The sequence below is a fragment of the Nostoc sp. 2RC genome (genome assembly GCF_014222165.1).
GTDB classification, from domain to species: domain Bacteria; phylum Cyanobacteriota; class Cyanobacteriia; order Cyanobacteriales; family Nostocaceae; genus Nostoc; species Nostoc linckia.
Map to the genome: position 1 here is coordinate 1 of NZ_JACKZU010000432.1, position 6,456 is coordinate 6,456.

The following is a 6,456-nucleotide window of genomic DNA, read 5'->3' on the forward strand; positions in this document are numbered from 1 at the left end:
CACCTCCCACACCTTCCACACCTCCCACACCTCCCACACCTCCCACACCTCCCACACCTCCTGCTTGCCCCATGCCCCATGCCCATTTCTATAAAAATTACCGGAGCAGTTCACTATTAAGAACCACTCCGGTAAGAGAATCTACATACTAGACTCAAGCTGTAGCACCAAAAATATTGGTTTTGATGCCTAAATTCACCTGAAAACTTGTATAAATTGAGACTCTAATGTTTCCGTATTAAAGAAAGACGCAAGATTCTAGATTGAGCAATGCTTACCAAAAGCCAGAGATTATGCCAGATTGGGCGTCAAATCCTCGTTCGTGAAATCACATCCCAAAAATAAACTCCCAATCTCAAATCTAAAATTAAACATTGATTAGTCGTTGTCCCATTCTTCACGACCAATCAAATCACCAATGCGATCGCGTAACAAAAAGTCACATTTTTCTAGTTCACATTCAACGCAAACCCACTCTCTCGCTGGGATGTATTGGCAGAGTGTATATATTGGCTGTTGTCGGCTGACCATTCCCTTTTGCACCAGTCGGCGTGCTTCGTCTTGGATGACATCCAGAGAGTAGTAATTAATAGAAGGCACCGTATTCACACTCATGGTTTTTACTCACAAATTAACACTTAGATAGTGTTCCCGCTAGCTATTAGGAACAAACATGACAGGGATTTGACTTGTGGCTATGCTTTTGTAGTTTGCTATACGGAACTAATTTCATTTTGACGCTACACATCCTGAAATTATCTCAAGAAATGTTAAGAAAGTCAACAAAAGCTGACATTTCCGAAAAATACGCTTCACAAAACAAAGTCAAAGTAGTTAACTAAACATACTACTGTTGAGATGTGGCTTTTATTCAACGGGTCTAAAAGTTTTGCTATCAGTGCCTTGAGACGTAATTTGGCTGGTGAGAAGAGTAGACAAAGCGATCGCTCACAAATCAAATAATCACCTAAAAGCTGTGTCTAGAAGTGCTGGTATCTATCTGAAGGTAAACAAGATAAGGATATTTAGCAGCAACTAGGGTATAAACTATGGCAAAACTAACGGCTAAATTACACCACGAAGGGTTTTAAGCCAGCGACTATTAACAATTTCTTAAACAAATTCGTAATTACTTGGTTAATTTCAGCGCTGATGTTACATGGTTTTTTTTAGATAAACATCTATAGAAGGGGGGATGGGGCAGGGGGGTAAGGCGAAAAAGGGAAAAGGTTAAAGGTTAAAGGGAAAAGGAATAAATTTAATCTTTCCACTTTTCCCCATACCCAATGCCCAATGCCCTATGCCCAATGCCCATTGCTTATAGTCACATTAAAACAGACGCAATTTGGTCGCGTCTGTAAAGTGTTTGGCGAATTTGCTGAGATCGATTTGTTCTGAAGTTACATTGTTATTTGAGTTACTTATTCTGAAAATTCCTCATCATCTCCATCTGTGCTGTCTTTTACTGGTGTAGAATTTTCTGGCGATCGCTGGTTATTGAGCTGGTTTAATAGTGCCAGTACTTTATTACCACGTTCTATGGAGCGATCTTCCACAAAGATAACCTCTGGTGTACGACGCAGCCGTACCCTAGCACCAAGTTCGCTACGGACAAAACCCGTGGCTGACTTTAAGCCTGCCATTGTTTCTGCCTTGGCTTCATCTGTACCGTAGATGCTGACGTAAATTTTGGCGTGTTGGAGATCGCCGGAAACATCAACATCAGTAACACTTACCATTCCTGTACCCACACGGTCATCCTTGATGCCGTTGAGTAGCATTTGGCTAACTTCCCGTTTAATGAGTTCAGCAACACGGGAAACGCGGCGATTTGTAGCCATAAAAGTTTAGCCTCCGAAAAGAGGTTGTACGACATGATATAAATGCAAGCTGGGTAGATTTTACCTAGCTGATGGCAGTAACGCCAAAAACAACTGTTTTGAGGGCAGAAGCCACAGCATCACCCTTGTCTAGATTGTACTTAAGCCCAGCATGGCACGTAAGGTGAGAGTCACGAATACCAAACTACTGACAAACAAACCCAAAAGTGCAATTAAGGTGATTGGGCGTTTCAACAGTGGTACTAATGGCGCGAAGGTGTTGAGAAATACCCCTAAGAGGACAGTAATGAAGTAGCGGGGGTAGCGAAAGACGTTATCCCAAAATCCGTCAAACATCTGAATGTAAACTGCCTTGTTATAGACTTACGTTTGTTTTGATATGCTTTATCTACTTAATTGTAATCTATTAGGGCTGGAAAATTACTCAGTTAATATAAAATATGCTTCGTCAGTTATATTAACTATATTTAGTAGCAATTATTTCGGTAAAATTTTCAGGAAATGGTTATTCAAATCCCCAAAGAAACTAGTCCGCGTCCATTTTTGAAGTGGGCAGGGGGTAAAAGTAAGTTGATTCAGCAATATATTCCTTATTTTCCTAAGACTTATCAAAATTACTATGAACCATTTTTAGGCGGTGGCGCTGTTTTTTTCTATTTGCAACCAAATAAAGCAACTTTAACTGATATTAATGCCGAATTGATTAATACTTATTGCTGCGTTAGAGATAACGTAGATGAATTAATCTTGCTCCTCAAAGAACATAAAAAACGACATACAAAAGATTATTACTATAGTGTCAGAAACTATTATGGTGGAAATAATTTAGAAAAAGCTGCTCGTTTTATTTATTTGAATAAAACCTGTTTCAATGGTCTTTATCGAGTCAATTCTCAGGGCAATTTCAATGTCCCCTTAGGTAGATATGATAATCCCAATATTTGTCCGGAGAATTTATTGAGGCTAGCTAAGCAAGCACTTTCTCAGGCAAAAATTCAACAGGCAGATTTTACACAAGTTCTAAATTATGCAACTAGTAGTGATGACTTTGTATTTTTCGATCCCCCTTATTATCCTATAAGTGAAACTAGCTATTTCACTGCTTATAGTCAAAATTGTTTTAGTACAAAACACCAAGAAATTTTGCGAGATACTTGTGCAGAGTTAGCAAGTCGTGGTGTTAAAGTTATGGTATGTAATTCCGATAGTGAATTTATTAAACAAATTTATAGAGAAATCGACTTTAAAACACACACAATTAAAGCAGCGCGTTCCATTAACTCAAACATCAAAAATCGAGGCATAATTGACGAACTATTAATAACGTCTTTTGATAATTAAGAATTCAGTAGTCAGAATTCAGAAATTAGCAAAAATTTTACATAACTGGCAAGTGAATAAATGAAAATAATATTTAATTATCAATAGTAGACTTATTAGAGAAATCGGGAAAAGGTTTGGTATTTTCCCTTTATCCACAAGAGTGCAAAAAGCACTTTTGCACTCTTGTCTAATAAAGTGTCATATCTTAATCTAAACAAATATCAGATTCTGACTCCTGAATTCTGAATTCTGAATTCTGACTCCTGACTCCTGAATTCTGACTCCTGAATTCTGAATTCTGACTCCTGACTCCTGACTGCTTCTAAAGATTTTTATTCGCCCAAGCAATGAATCTGTCTAAGCTATAAACTGCTAATAAATTGTGGTTATCATTAACTCTTGCTTTTAGCCATTTACTTGCACCTTCTCGCATTCCTTCGCCACCTAGTATGACGATAGTCGGTGCAGGGTAATAATCCTGAATGTTCATATTTAAATAAGGAAACTTTTCATCCACCGAACCAGGACTTTCTTGCCATTTGCACTCGATAATCAAACCAGATGGCATTGCAGGTAAGCCGACAACATAAAAGTCAACCTTTAAATCGGTATGATAAATTCCAGTACCAATATAAACTTCTTTACCATAGCGTTTTGGTAATAAAGCCGCATTTAATACAATTTCTTTGGAGACATAATTCCCGACTTGGAAATAATTATGCCCATTTAAAATTGCTTCTACATTAATTTCTAAAATTCTCCCTGCCTTATTTGCCCGCCCACCTTGAGTCAGAGCCATCCTAAATTCCTCTGCCAAAAGTACTGCTTCTTCTAGGATTCCATAGAAGCAGTAATAAATGGTCAGTGACTAAATATAAATTTTTGTTTAAAGTACAAAAAAATGGTATTTTTGTACTAAAAATACAAATGTATTAATAACAATATTTGTAATAACTTAAATTTAGGTTAGATAAATTTTAGTAATTTTCCCTTGGGCGTCAACCCGTGTGCGCTTGAGTATTACCGTTGCGGATAGCCCATGCTATTTCTAATAATTGAGTCCAGCGCTTTTGTACTTGTTTGGGGGTGCATTTGATGGCTTTGGCGATCGCTTGGTCGCTTTCCCGTGCAGTTTTGAGTTGTAAAATTTGCTGTTGTTGTTCTGTAAGTTGACCGATAAAAATTTCCCATTGTTGGGAAGATAAACCCAACTTTTGCTCCAAACCTGCGCCCAACCATTGATGTACCAATTGCCAATGATGTTGCTTGGCAAACTTTTCTACGTGATATTTAAACCTTTGTTGCAGATAATCGCGCTGACGACTGGTTAAACCGAGAATTTGGTCAATTTCTGGTGCAGAAAGGTCTTGGAGTTTCAGGCTTAAATAGTCCATACAGTCAGATTGACCTTGGGACTCTAAGTATTTCATCAATTCAGCAATGACGCGATCGCGTTCTGATTCTTCTGATGGATCGAAACTGGCTTTGGCAATCATTTGCGATCGCAATTGTTGTACCGCCGAATTCCGTTGATAAGATTCTGCTTCTTCACCCTTAGCAGACTCCACCGCCATTTCAATATCCACAGTAGTTTCTTGGGGCTGACGACGAGCAAAACCCTGGGCCCGTAGAATAATTAATTGCTGATTTGCACCGCCAGGTAAATTGATGCGACGTTTGGCGTACTGTTCTGTAAACGCCATATATTCAGCTAATTGCAGCTGAGTACGCGGCGTGTGATCCTCAGGTAATTCGTTTTCGCGGCGGAAAGCTTTAATCGCTTCAATATAAAATGCTTGTAAAAAATCTTCAATTAAGCTGTAACGAGCGTCAAAACCCAACTCCGAGCCGGATATAGTTACATGGCGGTAAACCATCGCGCCCAAATTGCTATGTAATTCCACCCGTCCTTGTTTGGAACCGAGTTGGTAGTAACGCAAGCACTTTTGCATCCGGTGTCTTGCCAAAGTCATTTGCCAAGACTGAATTTGTCCAGATGTTTGGATACGCGAGCTTTTATCGCAAATGCGTTCTACTTCCTTAACGATGCGCTTTGCTAAAGCTTGCACGCACCTGGGTGCTGCTTTCACTTGTCCTTGCATTTCCTCACACAGCAATTGAACTAAGGTATCACTGCTGCTAGCTGGCAATTCTTCGCCAGAAACATGGTTATCAAAAACTGGTGTAGAGTTTGGTAGATTGGCGACATTAGCTTTCATGAATTTTCCAGGGAGTAGTATTGCACCGTAATTACAACGCAGACACAGCGATAGAGGCTAGTTTTGACTGGAGAATCTTTGGGCATTCATCCATCAACGCTTGCCCCATGTAATGCTCACATCTAAAGCTCATATTTAAAACTGTAGGAAATACGAAAGAATTATAGTTGTGACAATGTGTCGGTTCTTCCACAAACCACCACACTAATGCTAGTAAATGGATACGCAGCATTTCTGCAAATTTGTTAAATGCCTTGCTCTAGAGAGTGTTGCCACCATCCTGTTATACCCACTGCAATCGCCTTTAATTATGACAATTTAAAAACTGGAGTCATTTAAATCACTATTTCCGAAACTAACAAGTGCGCTGATGAAATTTAATCCTTATACCCATGCTGCTGCTGCTTCCCAACCTAATCCCCTCCGTATAATTACTGCTTCATCTCCCGTTAAATCCAAAATTGTAGACACTTCGTACTTAGGTTCTTCGCCCGCATCTACAATTATGTCTACGAATTTGTCCAAACGGTCAAACAGCTCTACCCGTGATTGAATCGTCTCTGGATCGATGCGAACCAAGCCATTATCTGGTTCATCTGGTGGCACGTGTGCGGAAGTTGAGATAATTGGATTGCCCAAGGCTTCCAGCAGAGCCAAACAGACAGTATGGTTTGGGACTCTAATTCCCGTAGTTTTGCGCTTGGGACTTTGCACCAATCGCGGTACTAACTTAGTAGCTGGTAGCAAAAACGTGTATGTACCTGGAATTAAGCGCTTCATAATCCGATAGGCTGTGTCACTTACGAAGGCATAAGTCGCCACATTTGAAAGCGAGGGACATAAAAATGTCAGTGGTTTATCATTTGCTAGCTGCTTAATTTGCCGCACTCGTTCTACCGCCGACTTGGCATTCAAATCACAACCGATGGCATAGACTGTATCAGTAGGGTAAAGCATGACAGCACCACTAGAGAGCGCTGACTTTATCTCCTCTATTCGACGAATTTGAGGATTATCCGGATGAACTGCGAAAATTTTTGCCATAGTGGGGATTGGGGAGATGGGGAAATGGG

7 protein-coding genes are annotated in these 6,456 nt (G+C 39.8%); 1 reads left to right on the forward strand and 6 read right to left on the reverse strand.

The window, feature by feature from the left end; genetic code table 11:
• Nucleotides 1-378: 378 nt before the first annotated feature.
• The 3 genes from GNE10_RS30595 to GNE10_RS30605 all read right to left on the reverse strand — a co-directional run bounded on the left by GNE10_RS30595 (nt 379) and on the right by GNE10_RS30605 (nt 2,177).
• Nucleotides 379-615, reverse strand: a complete 237-nt coding sequence (locus GNE10_RS30595) for a DUF4327 family protein (protein WP_096537447.1) — start codon at nt 613-615, stop codon at nt 379-381.
• A gap of 806 nt (nt 616-1,421) precedes the next feature.
• A complete protein-coding gene (gene rbfA / locus GNE10_RS30600; protein ID WP_099068288.1) occupies nt 1,422-1,841 on the reverse strand; it encodes a 30S ribosome-binding factor RbfA in 420 nt (139 codons plus the stop codon).
• Between the two features lie 129 nt (nt 1,842-1,970).
• Nucleotides 1,971-2,177 (reverse strand): DUF751 family protein, encoded by a 207-nt coding sequence (locus GNE10_RS30605; protein ID WP_099068287.1) that lies wholly within the window; start codon nt 2,175-2,177, stop codon nt 1,971-1,973.
• 165 nt (nt 2,178-2,342) lie between these two features.
• Between GNE10_RS30605 and GNE10_RS30610 the strand changes: the two genes are divergently transcribed.
• Nucleotides 2,343-3,182 carry a DNA adenine methylase gene (locus tag GNE10_RS30610; RefSeq protein WP_185569587.1) on the forward strand — a complete coding sequence of 280 codons (840 nt, stop codon included), beginning with the start codon at nt 2,343-2,345 and terminating at the stop codon, nt 3,180-3,182.
• Nucleotides 3,183-3,486: 304 nt separating this feature from the next.
• Here GNE10_RS30610 and GNE10_RS30615 read toward each other — a convergent pair whose 3' ends face one another.
• The 3 genes from GNE10_RS30615 to GNE10_RS30625 form a co-directional block, all read right to left on the reverse strand.
• On the reverse strand, nt 3,487-3,963 hold the full coding sequence (locus GNE10_RS30615) for a PD-(D/E)XK nuclease superfamily protein (RefSeq protein WP_185569589.1): 477 nt from the start codon (nt 3,961-3,963) through the stop codon (nt 3,487-3,489).
• Nucleotides 3,964-4,162: 199 nt separating this feature from the next.
• Nucleotides 4,163-5,383, reverse strand: a complete 1,221-nt coding sequence (locus tag GNE10_RS30620) for a HetZ-related protein (protein WP_099068284.1) — start codon at nt 5,381-5,383, stop codon at nt 4,163-4,165.
• A 384-nt stretch (nt 5,384-5,767) separates the two neighbouring features.
• A complete protein-coding gene (locus GNE10_RS30625; protein ID WP_099068283.1) occupies nt 5,768-6,427 on the reverse strand; it encodes an L-threonylcarbamoyladenylate synthase in 660 nt (219 codons plus the stop codon).
• Nucleotides 6,428-6,456 lie beyond the last annotated feature (29 nt).

What these genes read in the sequence shown, in the direction of transcription:
- GNE10_RS30610 (WP_185569587.1), top strand. Translation starts at nt 2,343, where the DNA reads ATGGTTATTCAAATCCCCAAAGAAACTAGTCCGCGTCCATTTTTGAAG.
- GNE10_RS30595 (WP_096537447.1), bottom strand. Translation starts at nt 615, where the DNA reads ATGAGTGTGAATACGGTGCCTTCTATTAATTACTACTCTCTGGATGTC.
- GNE10_RS30615 (WP_185569589.1), bottom strand. Translation starts at nt 3,963, where the DNA reads ATGGCTCTGACTCAAGGTGGGCGGGCAAATAAGGCAGGGAGAATTTTA.
- rbfA (WP_099068288.1), bottom strand. Translation starts at nt 1,841, where the DNA reads ATGGCTACAAATCGCCGCGTTTCCCGTGTTGCTGAACTCATTAAACGG.
- GNE10_RS30605 (WP_099068287.1), bottom strand. Translation starts at nt 2,177, where the DNA reads ATGTTTGACGGATTTTGGGATAACGTCTTTCGCTACCCCCGCTACTTC.
- GNE10_RS30625 (WP_099068283.1), bottom strand. Translation starts at nt 6,427, where the DNA reads ATGGCAAAAATTTTCGCAGTTCATCCGGATAATCCTCAAATTCGTCGA.
- GNE10_RS30620 (WP_099068284.1), bottom strand. Translation starts at nt 5,383, where the DNA reads ATGAAAGCTAATGTCGCCAATCTACCAAACTCTACACCAGTTTTTGAT.